The sequence below is a fragment of the Rhizobium sp. Leaf321 genome, from assembly GCF_001423215.1.
Classification (GTDB): Bacteria; Pseudomonadota; Alphaproteobacteria; order Rhizobiales; family Rhizobiaceae; genus Neorhizobium; species Neorhizobium soli.
The window spans coordinates 143,587-167,427 of record NZ_LMOF01000001.1 but is presented as its reverse complement, the minus strand read 5'-3'; the positions used below and the strand labels follow the sequence as shown (position 1 = coordinate 167,427).

Genomic DNA, 23,841 nt, shown 5'->3' with positions numbered 1-23,841 from the left:
ACTTCGGTAAAGGGGTGAGCCGGGTTCAGATCGAACTCATCCAGCCCAGTCCGTCCTCGGTTACTCCCGCAGGCCGGTATTCGCAGCCGACATAACCCTGATAGCCGAGGGCGTCGATCTCTTCGAAGATCATGCGGTCGTTGAGTTCGCCTGTCATGGGTTCATGCCGGGTAGGAACCGCCGCAATCTGGATATGCCCGATGCGCGGCGCCATCTGCCTCAAGGCTGTGATGACATCTCCATGCATGATCTGGCGGTGATAGATGTCGAACTGCAGACTGACATTGGGGCGATCGAGATCGGCGACGAGATCGAATGCGCGATTGAAGTCGTTGAGAAAATATCCCGGCATATCGCGTTTGTTGATAGGCTCGATGACGAGACCGATACCGGCTTCGGCCGTTGCATCGGCCGCCTTTTTCAGATTGTCCACATAGCAGGATGCAGCGGTGGGATCATCCGCTGGCGCGATCCCGGCCATCATGTGAAGAAGCGGCGTTCCGAGCGCCTTGCCATAGGCAATTGCCTTGACCAGCGACGACTCGAACTCCTCGCGCCGGTCGGAAAGGCTCGCAAGACCCCGATCGCCGCCTGTCCAATTCCCGGGTGGCATGTTGAACAGGGCCTGGTTTAGCCCGGCATCACGAAGCTTCTCGGCGACGACCTCGGCTGGATAGTCGTAAGGGAAGAGATACTCGACGGCGCTAAAGCCAGCCGTGGCCGCAGCCGCGAACCGCTCCAGGAACGGTCGCTCGTTGAACATCATCGACAGGTTTGCGGCAAACTTCGGCATGGGCCTATTCTTTCTCTGGCATGCCGGGCAGGTGAAGCCCGGTGATCTGGGCGAGCAGCCGCGCAACCGAACTGTCGTCATCGCGACCCATCCCGGCGGCCTCGGTCATGATGAAGAGTTGCAATGCGGCCGCGGTGATCGGAAGCGGAAACTTCTGCTGGCGGCCTATGTCGGAGACAATGCCGAGATCCTTGGTGAAGATCGAGACCGCACTGTGAGGGCTGTAATCGCCATCGAGCACATGCGGTATGCGGTTTTCGAACATCCAGCTATTGCCAGCCGATTTGGTGATGACGTCAAAGACCCTGGCAATGTCGAGATCGAGGCTTTTCGCGAATGCGATCGCTTCGCAGGCGGCCGCTATATGGACACCTGCCAGCAACTGATTGACGATCTTGAAGGAGGAGCCGACACCCGGCTGGTCGCCAAGCTCGTAGACGGTGGCCGCCATCGCATCGAGCGCCGGCCGCGCCGCCTTGAATGCTTCAGGCGAGCCCGATGCCATGAAGGTCAGTTCTCCCGAATGCGCCTTTTTCGAGCCCCCGCTGATCGGGCCGTCGAGATAAAGCAGCCCGGCTGCCTCGGTCCGTGCGGCGAAGGATTTCGCATCGCTGGGCGAGACGGTGGCACAGCAGACGATGACGCCGCCGGAATGCATCGCGCTGACGATCCCGGCCTCGCCGAAAAGGACTGTTTCCGTCTGTGCCGCATTGACGACCACGACGACCGCGATGTCAGCGCCTTCAACAGCATCGCCCGGCGAGGAGGCAGCAACGCCACCCTCATTTTCGAGGGTCGAGAGCGCGTCCCGGTTGACGTCGAAGCCGCGAACCTTGTGACCGGCGCTCAGCACAGAGCGTGCCATGCCTAGTCCCATTGAGCCGAGGCCGATGATGGCGATAGTGGTTGGGCTGGACATGAGCGGCACCTCCATGAAGCGCTGTGTAGTCAGAATCTCAGCGCTAACATGTTTTCAACCACATCCTCTTGCCCTGTTCAAGCGACATATGTTAGCGCTGAGATAAATGGAGGAGAGAACGACTTGGACGGGGAGGGAAGGTCCATTGCAGACGATAGCGTGCCCTCGGCCGCTGAGACGCCGACGCTTGCGCATGTCGCTCGGCTGGCAAAAGTCAGCGAGAACACCGTCTCGCGCGTGATCCGCAACAAGGGACCGATCGCACCGGAGACAAGGCTCCGCGTCAATGCGGCAATCGACGCACTCGGCTATGTCCCTAACAGGGCTGCCGGTTCGCTTGCGTCCTCGTCTTCGCCGATCATCGGCGTCATCTTGCCGTCGTTGTCGAACATCGTATTTCCCGAAGTGCTCAGGGGTATCAATGCCGGGCTGATCGGCACGTCCTATCGCCCGATGATCGGTGTGACCGATTACAGTCTCGAGACCGAGCAGGATATTATTTCGTCGCTTCTGGCCTGGCATCCGGCGGCGATCATCACCACAGGTTTCGAGCATACCACGGCCGCAAGACGCATGCTTGAAGGCAGCCGGGTGCGGATCGCCGAACTGATGGATATCGATGACCGGCCCATCGACCTTGCGGTCGGCCTGTCGCATCGCGACGCCGGCCGCGCGATGGCACGCCATCTCGTTCAGCGCGGCTATTCGAGGATCGGCTATGTGGGCCATGACTGGACTGCGGATCGGCGCGCGCGTTTAAGGTATGAGGGGCTTTGCGAAGGTTTGTCTGAGACGGGCTTGTCACTGGTCTCGGAGTATCGGACAGAGGCGCCAAGTTCGACGCTCGAAGGACGTCGAGCTCTGGCCAGTCTTCTTGCCGACGGTGCCGCCATCGATGCGGCGGCGTTTTCCAACGACGACATGGCGGTGGGCGGTTTCATGCACTGCATGGCGGCCGGAATGCCGGTGCCGGACGGTCTCGCGCTGATGGGCTTCAACGGGCTCGAGATCGGACAGGTTCTGCCAAAGCCGCTGACGACGGTGCTTTCCAATCGCTTTGCCATCGGCAAGACGGCAATCGAAGCCTTGCTGGAGACGCCTCAGCGTCCGCAGGAGGCAAGGATCATCGACACGGGTTTTTCAATTATAGAGGGGGCAACCGCCTGAAGGCGGAGCCCATCCTCAAGACGGGAGAATGATATGCTGCTTGGCGCAATCGCCGATGATCTGACCGGCGCAACGGACCTTGCCCTGATGCTGTCGAGGGAGGGCATGCGCACGATCCAGACGGTGGGCGTTCCGCCCGCCGATTTCGATCTGAGCGATGTCGACGCGGTCGTCGTCGCCCTGAAATCCCGTACCAATCCCGCTGACGTGGCGGTCGCGATGTCGCTCGAGGCACTGCGTTGGCTGAAGACGGCCGGTGCCCGCCAGATCATCTTCAAATACTGCTCAACCTTCGATTCGACGCCGAAGGGCAATATCGGGCCGGTTACCGATGCGCTCGCACGCGAGCTTGGGACGGATCTGACGATCGTCTGCCCCGCTTTCCCTGCCAACCGCCGGACGATCTACAAGGGTCATCTCTTCGTGGCAGATCAACTGCTGTCGGATAGCCCCATGCGCCATCACCCCCTGACGCCGATGACGGATTCGTCGCTGGTGCGTCTGATGGCGGCACAATCCAAACTTCAGGTCGGCCTTGTCTCACATGAGAACGTCGCAAAGGGTGCCGAGAGCGTTCGTGCGGCCTTCGACGAGGCGCGTCGGCGTGGTGACGGCGTCGTGGTCGTCGACGCGATTACCGACCAGGATCTGCGCGTGATCGGTGAAGCAGTCGCGGAGTTCCCGCTGATCACCGGCGGTTCCGGCATCGCAATCGGTCTGCCCGAGAACTTTCGGCGCGCGGGGCTTTTGCGACGAGACATCACGGCAGGACAGTTTGAACCGCCGGACGGGAGAGCCGCCATTCTTGCCGGTTCCTGTTCAGAGGCGACACGGGGCCAGATCAAGGCCGCTATCGAGGCCGGCATGTCAACGCTCAAGCTCGATCCGGTCGATATCGCACAAGGGCGTATGGACGTTGACGAAGTGATCAGATGGGCTCTGGCGCAGGAAGGCGTTCCACTGATCTACTCGAGCGCCGATCCCAAGGATGTTCTGGCAGCCCAAGACAGCCTTGGACAGGAAAAGGCTGGCGAGATCGTCGAGCAGTTCCTCGCAAAAACCGCCATCGGACTGCGCGAAAACGGGGTCCGGAGGCTGATCGTTGCCGGCGGAGAAACGTCAGGCGCCGTCGTTGGAGCACTGGCGCCGTCCGCCTTGTTTATCGGCCGCGAGATCGACCCGGGTGTGCCCTGGACACTGACGATGGGTGATGGCGCACCAATGGCGCTTGCACTCAAATCCGGCAATTTCGGCACCGCCGACTTCTTCCTCAAGGCGTGGGAGCTTTTGAAATGACGGCAGTTCTTTCCGAGGAAACAAAGCTTCGCGACGAGATCGTCACGGTTGGCAAGTCGCTTTTCGACCGGTGCTTCACGTTCGGATCGACCGGCAACATCAGTGCGCGGCTATCGAATGGCGATATGCTGATGACGCCGACAAACGCATCGCTTGGCGCGCTCGATCCGGCGCGCCTTTCGAAATTCTCGGCTGAGGGCGTGCATGTCTCCGGCGACAAACCGACCAAGGAAGCGTTTCTGCACCAGTGCATGTATTGCGAACGCAGCACGGCTTCAGCGGTCGTTCACCTTCACTCGACGAATGCCGTCGCGATCAGCCTCATCGAAGGACTGAACCCGGAGGATCTTCTTCCGCCACTGACGGCTTATTACGTCATGCGGGTGGGAAAACTGCCGATGGCTCCGTATTTCCCGCCAGGCGATGCCGCTTTGGCGGAGGCGGTGCGGGAGCGTGCTCGCGACAGTCACGCCGTCCTGCTCGCCAATCACGGGCCGGTAGTTGCCGGGAAATCGCTTCGCGAGGCGCAATACGCGACCGAAGAGCTCGAGGAAACGGCGAAACTGTTCCTGATGCTGCGTGGCGAGAAAATCAGGCCACTGACGCAGGAGCAGCGTGACGATCTTATGGAGCGCCACGGCTGATCCTGCTGGCGTAGGTGACCGCGTGCTGTGCTTCAGCCGCGGAAACTGCCTTCGTTCATGTCCTTGGGGTCATAGTTGAGATCGAAATCTTTGTCGGATTTCTTTCCCGGCGCATCGCGGTGAACGGTCGCGTCTTCAGAGCCCGTCACGACTGTCGGCTTTGCGCTGTGAACCCCTGTCGCCTTGCGATCGGCCTGGGACGGGGCGTACTGACCCTTTGCATCGTCTTCCGGTTTACTCATTTCAGTGCTCCTTTTCTGTCCTATCCAACAGGTAGCAAGAGCAGGAGTTCCGTGAGGCTCAGCCTGATACTCGCAAAAGGGGAACGAAGATTGTGCTCTCGCTCCGTCCGGTTCGAGCAAACACGCGTGCCGGAGGACGAACGGTTCAGATATAAGCGACACCGGCCTTCCGGGCTTCCGCTGTCGCATAAAGGTTGGACCGATGGCAGCGTTCGTAAAATGCTGCCGTCTCGCCCGGCATATCCTCTGGCAGGCTCACGAAGTCCCGCAGGCGCAAGCCGTCTTTCTGGTCGAGATCAGCGTTGGCCAACGCGGAGCCGTCAAGAGCGGCGACGCGGTCGTGCAGTCGTGAAAAGTAAGCAAGGTTCGCTTCGACGATCGACGGTGCGGAGGTCTGGCCGTGAGCTAGAACGACGTGGCGGGCATCAAGATCACGGATTGTTTTCAACGAGCAGCAAAGCGCCTTGAGATCGTGAGGATCCTTGCTCCAGACCTCGGGGATCGGCCACTCGACGGCATCGACCGCAAGACAGGTTTGGATGGAAGGGATCCAGACCGCGACATGATCGGGCGTATGTCCGGGCGTGTGAAGCAATTCGAGGACCAGATCGCCGCCATCCAGGATCATGCTCTCGCCAGCGAAGCATAGATTGGGGGCAACAATCTCGACATCCCGAAATCGTGCGTCGCGCTGTTTTTCGACAAGCTTATCTCGTGCAGCGGGATCGTTCAGCCGCTCCAGCGCCCTGGCGTGCGCGATGATCGGTATGCGATCGCCAAGCCCGGAATTGCCCCAAAAGTGGTCCCAGTCCATATGGGAGTTGATAACCAACAGAGGCCGATCGCCCATCTGGTCGTCGAGCAGTGCCAGCGCCTCCCGACACAGGGATGGGGTGCCAAGCGTATCGACAAGGACATTGAACCGATCGGTCCGCACGAAGACGGCATCGACCTCGTCGCCAGCCCTCACGATGACAATCCGATCATCGAGGCCAGGGTAAGTCGTGAGCCGAACCGAAATATCCATCGCCAATCCCTTGCGATGCATCACTTGAAAAGGCGATGGCCCGCCGTCAGCGGAACGAGGGCAACCCATGACTAGGTTTCGGCATATCCAGCTTCGGCAAAGAATTCGCGAGAGCCGCAGCCTCGCCGGAATAAGGGAAGTCATCGCCCAGCTGGCGATCGCCTTCGTACACCTTGAAGGATGGCCCATCGACCTCGACGATCTTGTAACCGTTCACGTATTCGACCTTTGGCGTTTTCCAACCCATATCGATCTCTCTTTCTTGAAAGCTGACACGACGGTCAGCGCGATGTCATGACGGTCGATCCGTTGGCAAAGGTCTAACAGGTACACGCTCAAACGCCTAATCATGACCGAGCGGCAGCCGAGTGCTTGATCGGCGCAGGAAATCGATAAGGCCACCACGCCATGCGTATCCTGTCGTGCCACAATCGGCGCGGCTTAGCCTCAGGATCGAAGGGAACAAATCGAGGTCAAATGCATTCGAGGTCGCAGTCAATGCCGACTTTTCTTGGGGGCCCTTATGAAACGACTTTCCGTGACCGCCTTTGCCGCTCTTTGCCTCACCGCCGGAGCAACCTACGCGCAGACGAACAACGACGAGGCAGCCCAGGCATGCCAGTCGACCGGCTTGCTGGCGCTGCAGGAAAAATCGTCCGCCATCACCGACCTGGTGCTCGACATGGAAACCCTGGCCGTGAGCTCCGCGGATACCAAAGTCGAGAATGTCGCGGTGAAGACCGTCGTCATGGGCGATGCCTATATCGCACGCGGCGGCGAAACCGGTAAGCCTGATCGTTTCGTCTGCCTTCTGGGCGAAAAAGGAAAAGTGCTTCTGACGTTTTTTACCGCGCAGTAGCCGACGGAGCCGCGTCGCAGCCGGTGCCGGATTTGCGACAGTTCGGCGAGGTACGGCGGGTGTCAGGGATCAGCTAACTCAGCGCTATCCACGTCATTTGCTCGGAACCGATCCGCCGCTGCGGGATTACTGTAGGCCTCGAAACATGCACCGGCTGGTTCCTCGAAGGAAGCAGGCGGTGCTGACTATGGAGACCCTTATGCAGCTACCACAGAACACGATCGTTGCCGTTGCCGATGGCGAAAAGCTCAGCCTTTTCAAGAATGAAGGTGACGCAGCAAACGTCAAGCTGAGAGCGATGCCGGCCACGGACATCGACAGCTCGAAAATCGCTTCCGGTGCGCGCCATTCCAGCAGCTCCGCAAACCCGGATGACAGCCAGCAGGACGAAGACGGTTTCAGCAACGGCATTGCCGACATGCTGAACAAGCATGTGCTGGATGGAAAGATCAAAAATCTTGTTGTCGTGGCGGCTCCCCGCACACTCGGCGAAATGCGCAAGAGCTACCACAAGTCGCTGTCTGACGTTCTGATTGGCGAACTCGACAAGGACCTTACGGGCCATTCGATCCAGGATATCGAAAAGGCGCTGGCTGCAGCCTGATCGCTACACCGGCACCGGAAGTGGAGGCCCTGCAGCAGCGGGGCCCTACTTTCGAGAAGTGAAGGCCATCAGTATCCGATGTCTGCGGATAGATGGACACTGTTAGACAGGGCGGCGCCCATGCTTCTAAACAGTCAGGCGACCTCGGAGGCCAGGATTAGGCCAGGAGGGGGGCTCGGTACTTCCCCACCTTCGACCCGTAGCGCTAGATAATCCAAAGCGTTCTGCAGTCCGTTCATCGTGTACGGCTTCTCGATTGCGCCGAGCGCGCCTGCAAAATCGTCCGGGATCCGCTTCAAATTTCCTGAAACAAATATGTAAGGGACGTTTTTCGAAGCAAGGAATTTTCCGACGTCGATCCCTGTCGGACCATCAAGAAGTTGGATGTCGACGAAAGCGAAGTCAGGCGCAGTCTTTTCAGCAAGTTCGTATGCGGTCGAGCTTGAAGCCGCCTGGCCGACAACATCGTGACCCGCAGCCTCGACCTCAGTTTCAAGTTCGAGCGCCAGCAGCGCCTCGTCTTCCACGATCATCACGCGCAAAATTCTGTTCCTTACTCATTGACCATCAGGGTAACGCTCACTTCTGTGCGCTTGCCATCCGTTTTCCGTTCGATTTCAGCGCCCAGCTGCCTGGCACAGGTCTCCAGCATCAGTCTGCCGAAGTCGTGTTCGCGCTGGTCAAAGACAACGGGGGTGACCGTGTCGACGACCCTTACCAAGAAGTGTCCGTTCAGGCGTCTCACTTCCAGGTGAATTTCGCCGCCGCCATCGCTCAAGCCGCGTCGAACGACATCACCGATCAGCTCGTTCAAGATAAGAGCGAGAGGTGATGCCTTGTCAGCCGGGACGATGACTTCGTGCAGGTCGGTTGTCATCACAATGTCAGATCGTCTAAGCGCACCGACCACATCGACGATCAGGTCGCCTGCGAACTCTGCAACATCGAAATGGCCGACATCATCGTCATTCAGAAGCTTACGGTGAACAGTGCTCAGCGCTTCGACGCGGCTGAGGACGGAAAACAGGGTCCTCTTTGCCACCTCGTCCTCCGCCATCCGCGCCTGGAGCTTGACGATAGAGGCGATGGTCAGGAGATTGTTTTTGACGCGGTGGTCGACTTCGTGAACGAGCGCGGTCTTTGTTGTCAGCGCGTCCGTCAGGTCCGCTGTCCGCCTTGCGACTTCCTCTTCCGCGATATGCCGAGCCGCCGCTAGTTCTGCCTCTTTGCTCTTGATGTTGGTAAAGTCCAACTGAGACGCGAAGAAGTAGATGACTTGCCCATCTTCGTTCCGAACCGGGCTGACGAAGAGAGCATTCCAGAAGGTCGTGCCGTCGCGCCGGTAGTTGAGAATGTCGATCGCAAGATCCCGCTCTTGCGACACCGCTTCCCGAATTTTGGCAACAGCCGCAGGATCAGTTTGCGGCCCCTGTAAGAGCCGGCAGTTGCGCCCAACAAGTTCCTGCGCCGAGTACCCGGTTAACTTCGAGAATGCCCGATTGGAAAAGATGATCGGGTTATCGACCTGGCGTGGATCGGTGATGATCATCGGCATGCGTGTTGCTTTGAAAGCTGCTGCGAACGGATCTCCCGATGCGTGGGCGGCGATTAGCCGGTCGCCTGCGTCTTGTGCGCCGCGAACATCTTTTTCCACAGCCATAAAGTCCGTCGCCCCTCATAAGCGTTGCGAAAAATAATGCTTTAACCGCGGACAGGTTCCGACATCCTGTTAAAATTGACGGTCGTCAGCAATCCGCTCCATTCTCTGGGAAAAACCTGAAATTTCCGTGTTTCGAGATGTTGCGGAGATTAGGCACTGTGCAGTCGCGGGATCACCAAAGGTTATTGGCGCTCACGTCTCGTCTCAAGACCGGCATAACGTATGGCGATAAAGGCCATCAGGCATGCGACCGAGAAGATGTTGAGCCTGAGCAGGATGGCAAGGTCAGGATCGCTCCAGACCCGCAATGGTGGACCGAGAAGATACTGCGAGAATAGAAACACAGCGAAGACAAAGGCCGCCATGCTGCGCTGCCACCACTTCTCCTGGGCAAAAAAGGACAGTGCGGAAAGCATGAAGCAGGCACCAAAGAAAAGCGCCGTCCCCGAACCATGCCCGAACAGTTTTGTCTCGAACAACGTGTCGAGCGTGCCGACGATTGGCAACGCCAACCGCGCCATCAAAGGTGATTGGCGAGCAATGAAAGGGATCGCGAGAAACAGGGGGGCGGCAAGCAAGGTAGCGCATGACGCAGCCACGCCATTGCCGACGAGATACCAGACATAGACGGGATAGAATGGCTTGTTGAATACGATCACCCAGGCGATCGTGACCGTCGCCTGGGTGAGGGGATCGAGTGGCGGTCGTGTCTGTGTCATCGCTCGGCAACCCCAGTCTTTGAATATGCAAACAACGGCCGCACGCGGTTTCAGCAGTGGCGTGCAGCACCGGAATGGCTACGCCGAGAAGGTCTGCGCGGCGTTGATCGACGACACGAACTGACGTGTGCGTTCGTGGACAGGGTTGCGAAAGACCTGTTCGGCGCTGCCGATCTCGACGACCTGCCCCGCCTCGAGAAAGACAACGAGATTGGCAACCTGCGAGGCAAGTCGCAAATCGTGCGTCGCCATCACCATGGTCGTGCCCTCTTTGGCAAGGGTGCCGAGCACGTCGACGACCTCGGCGGAAAGCTCCGGGTCAAGCGCCGAAGTCGGTTCGTCGCACAAAAGAACCTTCGGCGAGGGCGCGAGCGCCCGCGCAATTGCCACACGCTGCTGCTGGCCGCCTGAGAGATTGGCGGGCCAGGCATCGGCCTTGTGTTCCATGCCGACTTTCGTCAGCAATTCCATGGCGCGCGCCCTGGCTTTTTCGCGGGACCATTTCTGGACGACAAGCAGCCCTTCCATAACGTTTTCGATGGCCGTGCGATGTGGGAAAAGCTGGAAGTTCTGAAACACCATTCCCGTCTGGCTGCGCACTTTCTGAATGGATTGCCACGGCGCCTTGCGGCCGGGTGCAAAGTCGACGCTCTCAGCGCCGATGCGGACGCTTCCGGCGGTCGGTTGCTCCAGGAGGTTGATGCAGCGGAGCAAGGTACTCTTGCCGCCGCCCGACGGTCCGACCAGAGCCGAAACGCTGCCCTCCGGAAAGCTGAGAGAGATATCCTTCAGAATTACGGCATCGCCGAAACGCTTTTCGATATGCGACAGTTCGATCATCGGTTGGCCTCCAGCATGCCGCCGTATCGGGCAAAGCGAAATTCGAGCCGGGACTGCAGGTGAGACAGGATGGAGCTCAAAGCGAGATAGATGATGGCGGCCTCGATATAGAGGATGAGCGGCTCATACGTCGTGGCAACGATACGCTGCGCGGACTGGAAAAGTTCGGGCACGGTGATTGCCGCGGCAAGCGAGGTATCCTTGACCAGCGATATGAACGTGTTTGACAGAGGCGGCACGGATACCCGGCTTGCCTGCGGCAGGATCGTGCGCCGCATCGCCTGGCGCCAGTTCATGCCGGTGGAATAGGCGGCTTCCCACTGACCCTTGGGGACGGAGGAGATGGCTGCACGGATGATTTCCGACGTGTAGGCACCGACATTAAGCGTGAAGCCGATCAGGGCCGCCGTAAAGGCATCAAGCAGAATTCCCACACTCGGCAGGCCGTAGAAGATCACGAAGAGCTGCACAAGGAGTGGCGTACCGCGAATGATCCATACATAGAAGCGAGCGATTGCTGAAACCGGCCACGGCCCGAACAACCGTGCGACCGCGGTGACAAGCCCCAGCGATAGGCCCAGCACAAAGGAAAGGAGTGTCAGCGGGATCGTAAATTTCACGCCGGCCCACAGAAGTGTCGGCAACGAATCGATCATCAATTGAAGCCAGTGCGGCACGGCGAACCTCAAAACATATGACGCCCGGCGATGGTCGCCGAGCGCTCTGATCTCAATACATATGGCGCAGTTTCAAGAACGGAACAGTCCGTTCTTACTTCGAGACGTCCTGACCGAAATACTTGTCAGAAATCGTCTTGTAGGTTCCGTCCGCCTTGATGTCGGCGAGCGCCTTGTTGATGGCTGAAACCAGCTCGTCGTCGCCCTTGCGAACGATGATGCCAGAGAAATCCGCATCCGCCTTTTCGGCAACGATCTTCACGGGAGCCTGAGGCTGCTTCTTCTTGAAATCGAGGAAGGAGAGACTGTCGTTGATCGTCGCATCGGCGCGGCGGGTCAGAACCAGCTGGATCGACTGGTCAAAGCCGTCGGTGCCGACGAGCTCTGCTCCAGACGCCTCGGCCAGCTTGCCGAAGTTACTGGTCAGCGACTGTGCCGACTTCTTGCCCTTGAGGCTCTCGAACCCTTTGATCTCCTCATCATTGCTGCGAACGATCAGCACGGCCTTGGACGCGATATAGGGGTCGGAGAAGGCATATTTCTGCTTGCGGGCTTCGGTGATGCCGACCTGATTGATGACGGCATCATAGCGTTTGGCATCGATGCCAGCGATGAGGCCATCCCACTTGCCTTCGATGAATTCTGCCTTCACGCCAAGCTTGTTGGCGACAGCCTCGCCGATCTCGACGTCGAAGCCGGTCAGCTTGTTGGCGCTGTCGTGGAAAGTGAAGGGCGCATAGGTGCCTTCCGTCCCGATCTTGATCACGCCGGCGGCCTTGATCTGGTCGAGGTTTCCGCCAGCGACAGATGGGGTGATGGCAACGGCCTGCAGCAGGGCGGCAGCAGCGATGGATTTCAGCCAGTTCATGGTCATTCCTTTCGGGCATCAGGCCTGATGGCCTTTCGATGCGGTGTTATCTAGGAAAACCTGTGCTGTTGGAGGAGAGGATCGAGCAAATAAAACAGGCAAATGAGATTATTTTGCTCATTTTTGTTCGCGCATGACCCGACGCAACCATGACACAGCCTTTGCGCAGGATCTCCGGCAAGACGCCATTGTGCCGCAATCTGTTGTCCCGGAAGACCCGGGCGGAACCCTTGCGTTCTCTAGCTGTTGTTTCGCCGAACAGGAGCAACATCATGACCGACGAAAAACGCGACGAAACCGGCAATGAGGAGCCACAGGCGGAAGAGAGCACGCAGGGTGAGCATAGCCAGGAGCGGGAGCAAACCGCCGGCGATTCAAAGCCTCATAACAGCTCGCCGCAGACGTGGTCGGCCGATCACGGCGGAGGTGTTTCGCCGCCAACCAGCAAGCCGGTGAGTTCAGACGATAAGGCGGACTAGGCGTCTGAACATCTGGAGCCTTCGAACCGTATCAAAGCCCTTGCCAACGGATTTTGGCCGGAGGCTGTGATGGCCCACGTCTAGGCTCGAATCATTCTTCGTTTAGTAGCAGCTGAATAATAAAACGCCTCTAGCGTGCACTGCGGTAGCGAGATATTATGCTTTCCGTTAGTGCATGCGCTCGGGTCAGTGCCAACGTATTATTGGAATAATAAAACGATCGATATTGCCATTTTTGTAAATAAGAAAGTCGGGTTCGCGCATTTCTAATGCATGCCAGATTGTTCTCAGTTTTTATTTCCTAAAGTACCTTTCCTGTTTTTTGCAGAGCTCACGAGGTTTTCTTGGCTTGAGCAGATATTACAACGATAGGCGGTTTGCGGAAGGGGGAAGGCATCGGGGGCCGGGAGGTCTCGTCGTCTTCATGCTCCTGTTCGCCGCTTTCTCAAGCGCAATCGGTGCAAGCCTTCTCCTGTCCAATGATCACACCCGCCTCAAGCTTTTGTTGCTGCGGCTGGGTTTCCAGCAAAGCAGCGTTGCGAACCTGAGCGTGCCCTTTGTCAATGCACAGTCTGCCGCGCAGGAAGGCATGGGGGTGTCGGTGGTCTTTGCAAAGAAAGCCCGCCTCTTGAAGGGCCGCGCCCCGATACGTGCTGACGAGCAGTGCGCTACTCTTTCAGCCCTTGCCGAGGTGGAGCCTGTGTTTACCCGCGAAGACGGTGGCGCCAAATGGGAATGCAGCTATCTCGTGACGGGAGCGGATTTGGGACGTCAGTCATCGATATTCGTCCAGATCCGGGGTAGGGAGGCTGCAGGGAACGCGACATTCCGGCTGAAAATAAGCTTCGGAACTTTGTCCGAACGGAAAGCGCTCGCCTATCAGGCGTCCGCAATTGCAGCACGCTTGCTCGATCTCGATGCGTATCTGTCCATTTCGCTCGGAGACGCCTTGGCGCGAGGGCAGGATTTTCGCAGAGAGATTGCGGCGGCAACCATTTCATATAAGCGGGAAATGCTGGATGAAAGTCGATACAATCTCGTTGGAACGTATCCGCTTCCGAAAGCCCCTGCTCAGCAAGTCACAAACTGAGTTGCGTTTCATATCTACTTGATACTTGCCGTGACAGTCGTGTCGTGAGGCGTGCCGATGTGCTCGGCAATCTGGCTGATACCCTGGATGATGACAGCCCAGAGAGCAATGGAGACACCGAAAGCAAATGACAGATTTCTGAAACGACGCGACATTTTTCCCTCACAAGATGAGGAATATGTACCGCACAATAGTTCGAATACAGTTAGTGTGATCGGTCAAATTGAAGCGAACTGTAGCGCCCGCCGATCGACCATGAAAACGCTCGCCGAGAAACTTCGCGCTCAGAAAATCGGCGGGTAACAGACCCTGACGATTTCGATCTGGCGCGGTTCTCGGTAGGTGATCTCAAGCAGTTCGCATTCCTCTGTGACGTAGCTCGAGCGGACAAGATGTGTGTTCGTTTGCGTCTCGTTATACCTCGACCGCTGAATGATGTCCGCCGCGTATGCCGACGCCCCGAGCGAAGCTGCGAGGAGTAATGTCGCAATAGTTAGCTTCGAAATTACGTGTAAAGCGGCCATCTCAACCTCTCTAATCACCCGTACTTTGCGTCTATATCTAGTATATTTTTCAGGTTAAAACGCAAGACGCAAATAACATCACGCCGAATGGATCGTCGCTATTGGCGAGTGATGTGACCCTAGTTCTGGAGTGCTGCGGCAAGAGCCTGATCGGAGGTCGGAGCGATCACCTTTTCTGGTGATCATTTCAGTGCGCTTGCCGTCAGTTTCGACGCTTACGCAATCTTTCTGTCCGTTCGGAAATCGCAGGCAGATCTTGCCGTTGTCGATCTTGGACCCGATCGTCTTACCCGTTTGGTAAGTATACCCGTTCCCTTTTTTTACAGCGTTCCCCGAACCGTCGCTCATGCGCCCGGGGATTTCTGCTTGGACGCAACGCACATCTCGGTATGTGCATACTGTGCGGGAAACGAAATTATTGCGGCAATGATAGCTAAAACTGTGCAGCGCATAATTTGATCGATCTCTCAAGTCGTCGACCGCAAAATATCACGGTTCTCTCGAACGAACCGGAGGGTTTCGCCGCGCGTTGCTGCGAATCTACGTATAAAATCTAATTTCATATGTAATAATAAAGCAATATTGCTTGTTTTATATTTAACCATTTATTAAGTTCCGGGCTGACTCGTGTTTAGAATCGAGATATGGAGTATTGATAAGACGATCATATATTAACTCTCGTATATTGGATGGTTCCCTTGAGTGCTGTGGAGCTGGTGGTACAATTGGATGCTAGTGAGTACCTCGCCGGTAGTTCGGTGAATGATAATTATAAGCTTACATATAGTGATCAGCCTGCGGCTTGGGAATTTGCGGCCAAGCGCGCAGTCGACGTGCTGATATCCCTGATTGCCCTGGTTACGCTTCTTCCCCTGTTCGTCCTGATATGCGCGATCATCCGTGCGGAGAGCAGAGGGTCACCGCTGTTTTCCCAGATCCGATGGGGGAAGGACGGTCGCAAGATTAAAATCTATAAGTTCAGATCGATGTTTACCGACCGGGGAGATGTGTCTGGCGTCGCACAGACAACTCGGAACGATCCCCGGATTACACGGGTCGGCCAATTCATTCGCAAATCCAATATCGACGAACTTCCGCAACTCATCAACGTGCTCAAAGGGGACATGTCTCTTGTCGGTCCGAGATGCCACGCCGTCGGCATGCTTGCGGCCGGCGTTACCTATGAGGAACTCGTTCCGGATTATCACCAGCGACACAGCATGCGGCCTGGTCTTACCGGGCTGGCGCAAATGCGCGGCCTGCGGGGGCCAACGGATCGTGCTTCGAAAGCCCGGGCTCGCATCGCCTGCGATCTCTATTATGTTGCAAATTTCTCGATCTGGCTTGACGTCTACATCATCCTCCAAACCATCAGGATGGAACTGACGAATGGCAAGGGCTTCTAAGCCAACCGTTCTTCGAACCGATCCAATAGCAAACGGCGGCACACTGGTGCCGCCGTCGCTTGTTTGATATTTCGGCGGTTGGGTCTCAACCAACGCTGCCTTGGATCGCCGACGACAGTCCGGGATCTACCGCTCGCCCACCGACAGACACGCTGCTTGCTAGCAATCCGTTTTGACAAGCCCGTCCGTCGTCCCATCCCGGATGATTGGCGATCGGGTAAAGGCAAATCCCCTCGAACGGGACACCGGACTGCATGGCACGTTTTGCCTGATCCGAGACATAACGGTACCAAGGCCCACGCCGCTCGTCCTCGATGCCGGTTTCTGCAATCAAAATCGGCTTGCCATAACGCGCGTAGGTTTCGGCAAGGATCCTGCTCAGCGGCTTGTAGCTGGGATGACCGATGTCGATCGGCGGCCCGCCATGGATCCATTGGTTGTTGAAATAGTAGTTGACGCCAATGATATCGAGAAACCGCTCCTGACCGCCGATCTGCGGCCACATGCGGCCGGCGATGAGGTCCCATCCCTGGAACTGCGACTGCCTGTGACCTTCAGCAACGCCTGACTCGAAAGGTCTCGATTGGTCCGCCACGACATTGATAACCGGATCGCAGTGAACGAAGCGCGCGCGGGGGTCGACCGAGAGGATTTCCTCCATGGCAGCGATTGCGGCCCGGGCAAGCTGAACCTTGAGCTCGAATCCTCGACCACGCGCGAACGGGTTGAGATAGGCGGCATCTCCGCCGCCCCACGAGAAGAATGAGATTTCGTTGACGGGGCAGTAGAACGGCACTTCGCTTGTGTTGTCGCGAACCAACCGTGCGCAGGCGCCGGCGAAGGCTGCAAACCGATCGACGAATTGCGGCGACCAGATATCGAGATCGTCAGGCCATCCGTAGTGTAAGAGGTCCCAGATGACCTGCGTGCCGGTTTTCTGCGCGGCTTCGATCATCGGCAATACGCTCGACCAGTCATAGGTCCCGGACTTTTCGATCAGATGCCAGCGAAAACCATCGCGGACCGTACGGATTCCAAGTCCTGCAAGCTGACGATAATCCTGCTCCGCAAAGCGATCGTGCTCGATTGCCGCAATCATATCCAGGCGTCGACCGGTTGTTTCGCCGTCAGCGGGACGTAGTCGATGCGTCGAGCATTCGAAACCGCCCATCAGAAACGATTTGAAGATGCCGGTCGGCCCCTGCGGCGATTTCTCCGCAAGGACGTCGCTGAAAAGCTGTGTCCACTGCGGCAACACGGCCTCGATCGAGTAGCTCGCCTCGACCTTGCGCCGCAACGCTTGTCCGAGAGAACGGCGGAAACCTTCGTCGCCCGCAAGTAAGCGGATCTTGTCAGCGACGGCGGCCGGATCGTTATAGGGCACGAAGAGGCCGGAGACCTGGTCGTCGATCTGCTGCTGGGCGCCGTTGTCAGGTGTTGCGATGACGGGCAGGGCGGCGGCACCTGCCTCGGCAATGACATGCGGCATGCCTTCGCCGCGCGACAGCCAGACAAATATATCGAACGCCGACAGAAGCTCGGCCACATCCTTGCGATCGCCTAAAAACCTGACCCTGTCTGCCAAGCCCAGCCGGCGGGTGAGATCCTTCAAGTGATCGGCATAGTCCGGCATGAAAGCATCGGGTCCGCCGACAATGACGAACTGCGCATGCGCATTGTCTCTGACGACCAGTGCGGCGGCATGGATGAAGTCTTCGACATTCTTTTTCGGATCCAGCCGACCGACCCAGCCGATGACAACCTGCTCGTCCCGGAACCCAAGCTTTGACCGCATGACCGAGCGGTTCGCCGAATTGAACTCGGAGAGATCGACCATCGAGGGTATCTCGAGCGCGTGCTGCTCGCGGCCGGGCATTCTTGACGCAGCCGCGTCGCGGATGGAGCGGCAGACGCCGACATACCGGCTCGTGAGGTGTTTCGGGCCAGCTTCCGCCTCCGAAACAAGACCGCCATGCTCGATCAGCGGGGGGCGGAGATGAAGCCGTTCGAGTGCCGGATAGATGTCGGCAACGTTCTGGCTGGAAACGACGATGTCGTATCCAGGAACCTTGCCGGCCAGATAGCCAACCGTGTCCTCGAAGGACAGATCGTAAGGCGTCGTATCGACATCGACCCCGAGCGCCCGCAGTTGCTCGTGGGTCTGCTCCGGCATTCCGGGCTTGCGGAAGCAGGCAACAACGTCGATCCGGTAAAGCTTTGGGTCGAGGTTTGCCGCGAGGAGCCGCACTTCGGTCTCCTCGCCGCCGACCACCAACCACGCGAAGACGAACAGAATCCGTACAGGCTGAGGTTCAGGTGTCATTCGCCCACCTTGAAGACAACCTGCAGGAATTCCGGACGGTTTTCGATCAGGTCCGTCAGGAAGGCCGGCGCGTCGTCCATCGGAATGACGTGGGTGATCATCTGCTCGCGGATGATGTCGCCATGCGTCCGGAGAAGATCGACCGTTGCGCGGGCGAGCCGGCCGCGGTTCCAGAGCGCACCAAGTCCACGCGGAACCCGGTTGATCTGCGCGCAACGGATGTTGAGGCCGTTGTGGTGGAACTCTTCGCCCAACCGCAACTGATCAGCGCCGCCCTGGTAGAAGGCAAGGTCGATTACCGTGCCCTGCGGCCGCAAGGCTTTCAGCGCCGTGTTGAGGCTGCCTGAATACGCACGTGTCTGGAACACCAGATCTGCACCGCGTCCCATCGCGCCATCATGCCAGCGGGCCTTGGCATGCTGCCACGCGTGCTCCTCGGTCATGGCCTGAAGGCCCATCGCTTCCGCTTTTTGACGGCGGAACTCTGATGGGTCAGTCACGATAACCTCGGATGCACCCAGGGATTTCGCAAACAGGGCAGTCATCAGCCCCACTGTGCCGGCGCCGATCACGATAACCGGGCGATCCTTCACGCCCGCACCGAGGAAGGGCACGTGAGCCCCATAGGCTTCGGCATCGGCATGCAGAATGCCGTTTGCGGCAATCGGCCCCATCTGGGCGACGAGGACGCCGAGCACGGGATCTATTTCGGCCGGCAACGGCACCAGCAGATCGTGGAACGGGTTGGCCGTGTGGCCCGATTTATGGCCGTAGGCGGATGAGACCACCTCGCCTTGCGCAAAACCGCCTGTGCGCGACTCTGAGACCCTGGCAACTTCCATGTAGCCAAGGAACGGGACCGGATAGTGCAGGTCCGGTTCGTTCTCAATAAACACCCCGCGCTCGCCATCAAAGCGCGAGCGGAAATAGGGGTTGGTGTTTTTGAGGAACGTCAGTTCGGTCCCTGCGGAAAGACCGGTGTAGATCGTGTCGAGCCGAACCTGGCCATCGCCGGGAGGGCCTTCCTCGTATTCGAAGAAATAGGACCGCCCGGGGGCCTCGACGCCAAGTGAGCGGATGATCCGGTGCCCCGGTGCCAATCCCGGCTGAGGAGCTTCCGGCCGAGGCTGGAATTGCAGGGGCAAAGGCTCGGGCTGGCGCATCTCTGGCGGCGCGATCGAAACCGGCTTGCCTTCCTGCACAGAGGCAACGACAGCCAGCGCCAGCCGGTGCGTTGCAAGGGCTTCAGAATAGGGGCAGCGGATCCGGTTTTCCCCGCCGCGAACGGCATCGATGAAGTCGCGGTCTTCGCGCCACACGGGATCGCCGTCTGCGCCACGGACCGGCCGGCCTCGGCCGACATCCACCATGATGTCGCGGTCGGTAAGCTCGATCGCGAGACGGTCTGCGAAGATGTGAAGCCCGACGCGATGGCTCCAGCCGAGAAGGCAGGTGGAGGCAACGTTTGCGACGACGCCGGTTTCGAATGTCAGAGTGGCCGTCGTCACGGTCGGCACGTCGAGGCCCGGAAATTCGGGCCTGTCCGTGTGACCGGCACGTCCGTAAACCTCGGTCACCTCACCAACAAGAAAACGCGCAAGGTCGAGAAGATGGGTCGCCTGCTCCACCATCTGTCCGCCGGACTTGTCCTGCTTCCACCACCACTGCGGCGGAGGCGTGCTATCCAGCCAGTAGCCGGACAGAAGCTGGGCGGGATTGTCCTTGAGGAGATTGCGGGCCTCATCGACGATGTCGAGGTAGCGCCAGTGGTAGCCGACGCCGGTCACGAGACCCTTCGCCGTCACGGCAGCCGAGATCTCTTCGGCCGTCTCGATGTCAAGCGAAACCGGCTTTTCGACGAAGAAAGGAATGCCGCGCTCGATTAGGTCCCGCTCCGGTTCCCCGTGCGCAAACGGCGGCACGCAGACATAGACGGCATCGGGGCGGACGGCGTCCAGCATGTCGCGGTGGTGGGCGAAGGATTTCGCTCCGAAGCGCGCTGCGGCCTGATCGGCGCGGCCAATATCCGGATCCGCGAACCCGACGAGTTCCACATCGTCGAAGCCGGAGATGACATCGAGATGGCGGTGCGCGATACCTCCAACGCCGATAAAGGCGAGGCGTGTCTTCTGCATGGATAGGTCCTTTTGCATGAGATTGGCAGGCTGGGAAATGAACCGGTCGTAGACCGCTCTCGTTTCCCTCGCCATGCGATGTGCGGAAAAGTGATTGTCGAAGCGGACGCGCGCAGCCTCGATGACATGCGCAAGTCTCTGCCGATCCGAAAGCGCCGCGATGACGACAGAGGCCATTGAAGCGGAACTGCCGGGTGTGGAGAAAAGTGGGTGGTCCTCCCCGAGCGCCTCGACGGTGCCGCCGATCCGGGTGGCAACGACCGGGCAGCCGAGCGACATCGCCTCGAGCACCGCAAGCGGCAGGCCTTCGAACAGCGATGGCAGAACGAAGAGGTCGCCAAGAGCGATGATGTTGGCGACATCCGGGCGATGTCCGGTGAATCGAATGCGGTCGGAGATGCCGAGCGCATCCGCTAAAGCCCCGAGCCTCACGCGTTCCTCGCCGGATCCGACCAGAAGAAGGCACAAGGAGGGGTGCGCCTCCAGAATCTGCGGCATGGCTTCGAGGAGGGTCTTGTGATCCTTCTGCGCGGTCAACCGTGCAATGGTCACGAGCACGATCTCGTCACGCACATCGAGGTCGCGACGAAGTGCGTCGCCTGTTGCCGTCTGCTGCGGCACGAAGATACCGTTGCGGATAACCGTCAGTCGGTCGGGCGCAATGTGCCCGCGAAAACTGTCCCGGGAGGCTTCCGAAACCACGACGTGATGGGCGACATCCCGCGTGCGTCGCTGATACTCGTCCTGCTGGTCGCGGTCGGTGAGGAGATAAGGAAGATGCTCCGTGCGAATGACCGGGATACCGGCTCGGTTCGCGGCCTCGACCAGCGCGTGCCCCTCCCATCCGATCCCCGCATGGACATGGAGGAGGTCGACATTGCTGCTGGACAGCCATTGAGCAAAGTCATCGACGCCATCCGCAAGTTTGATGCCGAGGCCGAGACGGGCAGCGCGCGGGAGCAATCCTGCCCGGTCTTCCGACAACAGCGCAATGAACACATCAGCCTGCCCGCACAGCCCGCGCGCCAGGGCAAGCATATGCTCGCCCATGCCCGATGGGTCCAGGCTATCCGTCGCAAGGACTATCCGCGGCATCCTAGTCACGCTCGGAATGCACCAGAATGTCGTTTTTGCCGAGCAGCGCAGATGGCAATGGAGGATCTACAGCCGTCTGGTCGACGATCATCGCCATGCTCTTGAACGTGGCATCCCAGGACGAGCGCGCGAGCATCTTGTCAACCGCTTCGAGCCAGGACGTATCGGCGCGGGCAATGGCAAGCGCGGCATCGCATCCGCTGACAAAGCTGTCGGCATCGTCGGCAAAAAACACGCCCGGCGTATCACCGTAGGTACGAACGACGTCTGCAATCTTCGTGCTGACGACCGGTCGCCCTGCCGCCAGATATTCAGGCGTCTTGGTGGGGCTGATGAAACGGGTTGCCTCGTTGAGCGCAAACGGCATGAGCGCCGCATCCCAACCCGCCAGATAGGACGGCAGGTCGGCATAGGACTTGTGCCCGAGGTAGTGAATATTGGCCGCGCGAGGCAGATCGGACGGCGATATCTTGGCGATCGGACCGAGAAAAACGAAGGAGTAGTCCGGTCGCGCTGCAGCCGCTGCGCGGATCAGGTCGAGATCGAGGCGTTCGTCGATGACGCCGTAGAAGCCTAACCGTGGGTGAGAGATCTTTGCCTGATCGCTTGGATCGGCAACCGAGTTTCGTGCTGCGCGGAAATGGTGCGAATCGACACTGGATGGGAAGGCATGGATGTTGTCATGCAGATCGCGCTTTGCCTCGTAGAGGCTCACCCCGCCGGTAAAGACCGCGTCCGCGCGCGCCATCAGCGCGTTTTCCATATCCTTCAGCTGGGGCGGCGCAAACTTGAAGTTGGCCAGCTCGTCCATGCAGTCGTAGACAACCGCCGCCGCGTCCACATGCTGCGCGAAAGAATACATCATCGGCGTGTAGAACCAGAGTATCGGCCGCCGCCCACCGTGAAGCAGGATGAGATCGTCGAGCAGGCGGCTAAGCGCCCGATCCCGCTCGGCTTCGCTCCACCAATGCGGAACTCTTGGCCGGATCGCCTTGACGGACGTATCGGCGAATGGGTGAATTTCCAGGTAGGCAAGATGATGATCGGTTGGAATGAATTCCTCGAAAAAGAAGACCTGACGATCCTGAGAGAAGCGCTGCATTAGGTGCTGCGGCCGCTGCAGGACAAAGTCCCAGCGCAGATGCGAGAAGCAGATGAGCGGCGTATCGATAGGCAGGGAGGCATCAGGCGTTTGCGGGAAGGAATTCAGAACGTTCATCAAGCACCTCGAAACAGATGCCGCCAAACAAAGCCTGGACAGCAAAGTTCCGGACGCTCATCATATTTCTGTTACCTGTCGTTCATCAAATCTCGCAGGCGGCTGATGCTATGCTGCCACGTCCAGTTTTCCAGCACTGTCTCGCGTGGTTTCATCCCGTCGGCGAGCCCGAGCAGATCCCGGATACCGTCGTGAAAGTCCTGCTCCGAAGCCATTCGGCCCGTCTCCGGCATAATGTATTGTAATCCGCACCGAAGCGCGCTGTTGGCGAGGACGGGAATGCCGGCCAGCATATATTCGGTGAGAATGGCAGGTGCTCCGTCGTCGACGCCGCAGACGACGCCGATCCGTGACTGGTTCATCAACCGGTTGACGTCGTCGAAGGGTATTCCCGGCGGCTCAATGAAATCGACATTGATGCCCAGCGCGTCCGCATGGCGCCTCAACTCCGGTACGAGTTCTCCGTAACCAAAGACGCAAAGGGTCCGGAGCGACCGCGGTAGCTTACCCAGCGCTTCGAAAAGGATGTCGTGGCGCTTGTAGGGCTGGGCGGCGGCCACATAGATCACGTCATAGACCTTCGGCAAGTTCATCGGCCGGAAGGTCATATCGGATGCGAATTCCGGTCCGATCGGCATCACGACTGTGCGCATGTCAGGATGACGGGCGCGAACAACCTCCGACTGCCACTCCGCTCCCGTGATCACGAGATCGAAATGACGGCTGACCTCGAACGGCACGCGAAGTGCCGGGGCGTCGATGGAGTTGTAGATCTTAAAGCTGTCGCGGCAGGCAAGCATGATCTCCTCGCTCACCCCAAGTCCCCAGACACACAGTATGTCGGGAGCGCCGAACGCCTCGATATGCCCGAGCATGTCGTTCGAGGCAAAGGGAGCCTCCGGACCGTTCATCCGGAATGAACGGCGCACCAGCGACGGATTGCCGGAACGCCACTCTGGCGGAGGATCACCGCCGCGCCAATGCGTCCAGATTTCCGAGCAATCGACCAGCCCGTCCTTGAGGGCTGCGAGTGGAAGCCGCTCGATATAGCCGCCGTCGACAACCACGTCGTTCGTATCCGGAATGGACAGGGGAGGAGATCCGCGTGAACCTGATGACCATAGCGTTTCAAAGCTTCGATGGGACGGGAGATCCTCGTCGCTCCAGCTTCCATCCTGAAAATCACTGATGACGACAATACGCCGTGGTCTCATACACGTCTCTAATCATTGACACTGAAGAACGGGATGGCGAT

23 protein-coding genes and 1 pseudogene are annotated in these 23,841 nt (G+C 58.7%); 8 read left to right on the top strand and 16 right to left on the bottom strand.

All coding sequences use genetic code 11. From position 1 onward, the window contains the following. Positions 1-25: 25 nt before the first annotated feature. Together otnI and ltnD are read right to left on the bottom strand one after the other, a co-directional pair. Entirely contained in the window at positions 26-793 is a 768-nt protein-coding gene (gene otnI / locus ASF70_RS00735) for a 2-oxo-tetronate isomerase (protein ID WP_062576584.1), read from the bottom strand. 4 nt (positions 794-797) lie between these two features. Beyond that, a complete protein-coding gene (ltnD, locus tag ASF70_RS00730) occupies positions 798-1,712 on the bottom strand; it encodes an L-threonate dehydrogenase (protein WP_062576845.1) in 915 nt (304 codons plus the stop codon). Between the two features lie 123 nt (positions 1,713-1,835). Here ltnD and ASF70_RS00725 point away from each other — a divergent pair, with 123 nt between their 5' ends. The 3 genes from ASF70_RS00725 to otnC are packed head-to-tail and all read left to right on the top strand — an operon-like array spanning position 1,836 to position 4,819. Continuing rightward, entirely contained in the window at positions 1,836-2,879 is a 1,044-nt protein-coding gene (locus ASF70_RS00725; protein WP_062576581.1) for a LacI family DNA-binding transcriptional regulator, read from the top strand. 33 nt (positions 2,880-2,912) lie between these two features. Continuing rightward, positions 2,913-4,175: a 3-oxo-tetronate kinase gene (gene otnK, locus ASF70_RS00720; protein ID WP_062576579.1), complete on the top strand. Its 1,263-nt coding sequence runs from the start codon at positions 2,913-2,915 to the stop codon at positions 4,173-4,175. Continuing rightward, positions 4,172-4,819, top strand: a complete 648-nt coding sequence (gene otnC / locus ASF70_RS00715) for a 3-oxo-tetronate 4-phosphate decarboxylase (protein WP_062458713.1) — start codon at positions 4,172-4,174, stop codon at positions 4,817-4,819. The genes otnK and otnC overlap by 4 nt, the downstream gene beginning before the upstream one ends. A 32-nt stretch (positions 4,820-4,851) precedes the next feature. Here otnC and ASF70_RS00710 read toward each other — a convergent pair whose 3' ends face one another. The 3 genes from ASF70_RS00710 to ASF70_RS24470 all read right to left on the bottom strand — a co-directional run bounded on the left by ASF70_RS00710 (position 4,852) and on the right by ASF70_RS24470 (position 6,335). Next, positions 4,852-5,061, bottom strand: a complete 210-nt coding sequence (locus ASF70_RS00710; protein ID WP_062576577.1) for a hypothetical protein — start codon at positions 5,059-5,061, stop codon at positions 4,852-4,854. A gap of 145 nt (positions 5,062-5,206) precedes the next feature. Further along, positions 5,207-6,088, bottom strand: coding sequence for an MBL fold metallo-hydrolase (locus tag ASF70_RS00705; RefSeq protein ID WP_062576575.1), 882 nt, complete (start codon positions 6,086-6,088; stop codon positions 5,207-5,209). 46 nt (positions 6,089-6,134) lie between these two features. Then, a complete protein-coding gene (locus ASF70_RS24470) occupies positions 6,135-6,335 on the bottom strand; it encodes a hypothetical protein (RefSeq protein ID WP_062576573.1) in 201 nt (66 codons plus the stop codon). A gap of 276 nt (positions 6,336-6,611) precedes the next feature. Between ASF70_RS24470 and ASF70_RS00695 the strand changes: the two genes are divergently transcribed. Together ASF70_RS00695 and ASF70_RS00690 are read left to right on the top strand one after the other, a co-directional pair. Next, complete coding sequence (locus ASF70_RS00695) at positions 6,612-6,947, top strand: hypothetical protein (protein ID WP_062458725.1); 336 nt, start codon at positions 6,612-6,614, stop codon at positions 6,945-6,947. A gap of 199 nt (positions 6,948-7,146) precedes the next feature. Next, on the top strand, positions 7,147-7,551 hold the full coding sequence (locus ASF70_RS00690; RefSeq protein WP_062576571.1) for a host attachment protein: 405 nt from the start codon (positions 7,147-7,149) through the stop codon (positions 7,549-7,551). A gap of 134 nt (positions 7,552-7,685) precedes the next feature. Here the strand turns inward: ASF70_RS00690 and ASF70_RS00685 are convergent, their stop codons facing one another. From ASF70_RS00685 to ASF70_RS00660, 6 genes are all read right to left on the bottom strand, one after another. Beyond that, complete coding sequence (locus ASF70_RS00685) at positions 7,686-8,093, bottom strand: response regulator (RefSeq protein WP_062458730.1); 408 nt, start codon at positions 8,091-8,093, stop codon at positions 7,686-7,688. Positions 8,094-8,104: 11 nt separating this feature from the next. Beyond that, complete coding sequence (locus ASF70_RS00680) at positions 8,105-9,211, bottom strand: PAS domain-containing protein (RefSeq protein ID WP_062576568.1); 1,107 nt, start codon at positions 9,209-9,211, stop codon at positions 8,105-8,107. A 182-nt stretch (positions 9,212-9,393) separates the two neighbouring features. Then, positions 9,394-9,930 carry a hypothetical protein gene (locus tag ASF70_RS00675; RefSeq protein ID WP_062576566.1) on the bottom strand — a complete coding sequence of 179 codons (537 nt, stop codon included), beginning with the start codon at positions 9,928-9,930 and terminating at the stop codon, positions 9,394-9,396. A 78-nt stretch (positions 9,931-10,008) separates the two neighbouring features. After that, positions 10,009-10,770, bottom strand: a complete 762-nt coding sequence (locus tag ASF70_RS00670) for an amino acid ABC transporter ATP-binding protein (RefSeq protein ID WP_062458743.1) — start codon at positions 10,768-10,770, stop codon at positions 10,009-10,011. Further along, a complete protein-coding gene (locus ASF70_RS00665) occupies positions 10,767-11,447 on the bottom strand; it encodes an amino acid ABC transporter permease (protein ID WP_062458746.1) in 681 nt (226 codons plus the stop codon). The genes ASF70_RS00670 and ASF70_RS00665 overlap by 4 nt, the downstream gene beginning before the upstream one ends. Positions 11,448-11,541: 94 nt before the next feature. Further along, a complete protein-coding gene (locus ASF70_RS00660) occupies positions 11,542-12,315 on the bottom strand; it encodes an amino acid ABC transporter substrate-binding protein (protein ID WP_062576843.1) in 774 nt (257 codons plus the stop codon). Between the two features lie 272 nt (positions 12,316-12,587). On the opposite strand from ASF70_RS00660, the gene ASF70_RS00655 reads away from it, so the two are divergent. Further along, a complete protein-coding gene (locus tag ASF70_RS00655) occupies positions 12,588-12,794 on the top strand; it encodes a hypothetical protein (protein ID WP_062576564.1) in 207 nt (68 codons plus the stop codon). A gap of 424 nt (positions 12,795-13,218) precedes the next feature. Continuing rightward, positions 13,219-13,884: a DUF6030 family protein gene (locus ASF70_RS00650; protein WP_062576563.1), complete on the top strand. Its 666-nt coding sequence runs from the start codon at positions 13,219-13,221 to the stop codon at positions 13,882-13,884. Positions 13,885-13,898: 14 nt separating this feature from the next. On the opposite strand, the gene ASF70_RS23825 is transcribed toward ASF70_RS00650, so the two are convergent. Then, complete coding sequence (locus ASF70_RS23825; RefSeq protein WP_156461709.1) at positions 13,899-14,039, bottom strand: hypothetical protein; 141 nt, start codon at positions 14,037-14,039, stop codon at positions 13,899-13,901. Between the two features lie 1,127 nt (positions 14,040-15,166). Between ASF70_RS23825 and ASF70_RS00640 the strand changes: the two genes are divergently transcribed. Further along, positions 15,167-15,814 (top strand): sugar transferase, encoded by a 648-nt coding sequence (locus tag ASF70_RS00640; protein WP_244473917.1) that lies wholly within the window; start codon positions 15,167-15,169, stop codon positions 15,812-15,814. Positions 15,815-15,899: 85 nt separating this feature from the next. Here ASF70_RS00640 and ASF70_RS00635 read toward each other — a convergent pair whose 3' ends face one another. From ASF70_RS00635 to ASF70_RS00620, 4 genes and pseudogenes are all read right to left on the bottom strand, one after another. Next, entirely contained in the window at positions 15,900-18,137 is a 2,238-nt protein-coding gene (locus ASF70_RS00635; protein WP_062576559.1) for a glycosyltransferase family 4 protein, read from the bottom strand. Further along, complete coding sequence (locus ASF70_RS00630; RefSeq protein WP_062576557.1) at positions 18,134-21,367, bottom strand: glycosyltransferase; 3,234 nt, start codon at positions 21,365-21,367, stop codon at positions 18,134-18,136. The genes ASF70_RS00635 and ASF70_RS00630 overlap by 4 nt, the downstream gene beginning before the upstream one ends. A 76-nt stretch (positions 21,368-21,443) precedes the next feature. Then, a pseudogene (locus tag ASF70_RS00625) lies at positions 21,444-22,586 on the bottom strand (glycosyltransferase family 1 protein); the annotation flags it as partial. A 71-nt stretch (positions 22,587-22,657) separates the two neighbouring features. After that, the gene (locus ASF70_RS00620) at positions 22,658-23,800 is read right to left on the bottom strand and encodes a glycosyltransferase family 4 protein (protein ID WP_082471671.1); all 1,143 of its coding nucleotides are present in this window, start codon (positions 23,798-23,800) and stop codon (positions 22,658-22,660) included. Positions 23,801-23,841 lie beyond the last annotated feature (41 nt).